The organism is Saccharothrix sp. ST-888, from assembly GCF_000955975.1.
Taxonomy (GTDB): domain Bacteria; phylum Actinomycetota; class Actinomycetes; order Streptomycetales; family Streptomycetaceae; genus Kitasatospora.
In genome coordinates this window covers 1-3227 of sequence record NZ_JYJF01000224.1, presented here as the reverse complement: position 1 = coordinate 3227, position 3227 = coordinate 1, and the positions used below count along the sequence as shown (strand labels likewise).

Annotated in this window: 1 protein-coding gene; it reads right to left on the bottom strand. The window is 76.1% G+C overall.

The window, feature by feature from the left end:
- A partial coding sequence (locus tag UK12_RS32130; RefSeq protein ID WP_231591478.1) for a type I polyketide synthase occupies positions 1 to 3212 on the bottom strand: 3212 nt, incomplete at its 3' end.
- Positions 3213 to 3227: the final 15 nt, after the last annotated feature.

Here is a 3227-nt window from a genome sequence, read left to right as displayed (position 1 = left end):
AGCAACCGCTGCTGCGGATCCATCAACAACGCCTCACGCGGCGAGATCCCGAAGAACCCCGCATCGAACTCACCCGCACCGTGCAGGAAACCACCCGCGCGGACGTAGCTGGTGTCCGGGCGCTCCCGCGTCGGGTCGAAGATCCGGTCGATGTCCCAGCCCCGGTTGTCCGGGAACTCCGTGATGGCGTCGGTCTCGGCGGCCACCAGGTTCCACAGCTCCTGCGGCGAGGTCACCCCGCCCGGGTAGCGGCACGCCATGCCGACGATCGCGATCGGCTCGTCCGTCCTGGCCGCCGTGGTCCGGGTGGACCTGCGCGGACCGGACTCCGCGCCACTGAGCTGGGTGGCGAGGTAGCCGGCCAGTGTCTCGGGCGACGGGTAGTCGAAGACCAGCGTCGCGGGCAGCCGGTGCCCGGTCTCGGCGGTGAGCGCGTTGCGCAGTTCGACGGCGGCGAGCGAGTCGAAGCCGAGGTCCTGGAACGCGCGGCCGGGGTCGATCGCCTCCGGGGAGGTGTGTCCGAGCACGGCCGCGACCTGGACCCGGACCAGCTGCAGCAGGGCGTCCGCCCGCTCCTGGTCGCCGAGTTCGGACATCCGCTCGGCGAACGAGAACTCGGAGCCCTCGGCCGCCGCCTCGCGCCGTACCGTCCGGCCCACCAGGGCGCGGAACACCGGGGCGAGCGCGGCACCCTGGCCGCGCAGCGCCGCCAGGTTCAGCCGCACCGGGGCGAGGGCCGGCAGCGAGGTGCGGCGGGCCAGGTCGAACAGCGCCACCCCGTCCTCGGCGGACAGCTCGGCCATGCCGCCGCGGGAGATCCTGGCCCGGTCGGCGCTGTCGAGGCCGCCGGTCATGCCGCCGACCGGCACCCACGGTCCCCAGGCCAGCGAGAGTGCGGGCCGGCCGTGCGCGGCCCGGTGGGCCGCGAGCGCGTCGAGGAAGGCGTTGGCGGCGGCGTAGTTGCCCTGGCCCGGCGCGCCGACCACACCGGCGACCGAGGAGAACAGCACGAACGCCCGCAGGTCCGCCGCCGCGGTGAGCTCGTGCAGGTTGAGCGCCCCGTCGACCTTGGGCCGCAGGACGGCGTCGAGGCGCTCGGGGGTCAGCGAGGCGACCACGCCGTCGTCGAGCACCCCGGCGGCGTGCACCACGGCGGTGAGCGGGTGCTCGGCCGGGATCCCCGCCAGCACCTCGGCGAGGGCGGCGCGGTCGGCCACGTCGCAGGCCAGGACCGTCACCTGGGCGCCGAGTCCGGCGAGTTCGGCGACCAGGTCGCCCGCGCCGCCGCTCCGGCTGAGCAGCAGCAGGTGGCGGACGCCGAGGGCGGACACCAGGTGCCGGGCCAGCACGGGACCGAGACCGCCGGTCGCGCCGGTCAGCAGCACGGTGCCCTCGGGGTCGAGCTCCACCGCCGGGTCGGAGGCGGTCTCGACCCGGTTCAGCCTGGCCGCGTACGCCGCCCCGGCCCGGACCGCCAGCTGCGGCTCACCCGAGGCGAGCACGCGCGGGACGAGTGCGTCGGCATCGGCGTCGGCGTCGAGGTCCAGCAGGACGAAGCGGTCGGGGTGCTCCGACTGCGCCGAGCGCAGCAGGCCCCACACCGCGGCACCCGCCAGGTCCGGTACGTCCTCCCCGGCGGCCGGGACCGCGCCACGGGTGACCACGACCAGGGTCCGCGCGTCGTCGGCCTGGAGCGCCGCCAGCGCCGCACCGGTGGCCGCCCGCACCGCGGCGGCGTCGACGCCGGCGGCGCTGTGCAGGACGCGGTACTCGGCCTCGGGGGCCGCGTCGTCCAGCCGGACCGGGCTCCACCCGAACCGGAACAGCGCGTCGGCTGGGCCGCCCTGCGGCTGCCGCAGGTTGGTCAGCGGCCGGGAGGCCAGCGAGGCCACCGTGGCGACCGGCGCGCCGGTCGCGTCGGCCAGGTCGACCGAGAAGGAGTGGGGACCGGACGGCAGCAGCCGCACCCGCAGCACCGAGGCTCCCACGGCGTGCAGCGAGACGCCGGAGAACATGAAGGGCAGGCGGGCGGTCTCGTCGTCCGAGCCGTCGCCGAGCAGGGCGAGCGCGTGGAGCGCGGCATCGAAGGCGGCCGGGTGCAGGCCGAAGCGGCCGGCGTCGGCGGCGGGCCGGTCGGCCAGCCGCACCTCGGCGAACAGCTCGTCACCGCGCTGCCAGGCGCCGTGCAGGGCCTGGAAGGCCGGGCCGTAGTGCAGGCCGGACGCGGCGTGCCGCTCGTACAGGCCGGTGGTGTCCAGTGGCTCGGCGCCGGCCGGGGGCCACTCGGCGAGGCGTTCGCCCGCGGCCGCGGGGCCCCGGCCGAGCAGGCCGGAGGCGTGCTGGGTCCACGGCTGTTCGGCGGCGGCCAGCTCGGCGCGCGAGTACACGCCGACGGTCCGGCTGCCGGCCGCGTCGGGGGCGCCGACCGTCACCTGGACCCGGACGCCGTCCTGCTCGGGCAGGATCAGCGGCACCTCCAGGGTGAGCTCCTCCAGGTGGCCGCAGCCGACCTGGTCGCCCGCCCTGACGGCCAGTTCGACCATGGCCGTGCCGGGCAGCACCACCGAGTCGCCGACGACGTGGTCGGCCAGCCACGGGTGCGTCCGCACCGAGAGGCGGCCGGTGAGCACCGCGCCGTCCGAGTCCGCCAGCATGGTGGCGGCGCCGAGCAGCGGGTGCTCGGTGGAGTCGAGGCCGGCCGAGGCGACGTCCCCGACCGAGGCCGGGATCTCGGCCCAGAAGCGGCTGCGCTGGAACGCGGTGGTGGGCAGGTCGATCCGGGCCGCGCCCGGGAACAGGGCGCCCCAGTCCGGCGAGAGCCCACCGATGTGCAGTCGGGCCAGCGCGGTCAGCAGCGTCCGGGTCTCGGAGCGCTCGCGCCGGGTGGCGGCGGCGAGTACGGTGCCGTCCTCGGCGGCGGACTCCAGGCAGTCCCGGGTCATCGCGGTGAGCACGGCGTCCGGACCGAGTTCCAGGAACCGGGTGACGCCCGCAGCCTCCAGCGCCCGGATGCCGTCGTGGAAGCGGACCGCCTCGCGGACGTGCCGGACCCAGTACTCCGGGGAGCTCAGCTCCTCGGTGGCGAGTGTGCCGGTCAGGTTGGACACCACCGGGATGGCGGCCCTGGCGTAGGTCATGCTCTCGGCGACCGCGCGGAACTCCGCGAGCATCGGCTCCATCAACGGCGAGTGGAAGGCATGACTGACCGCCAACCGCTTGGTCTTCTC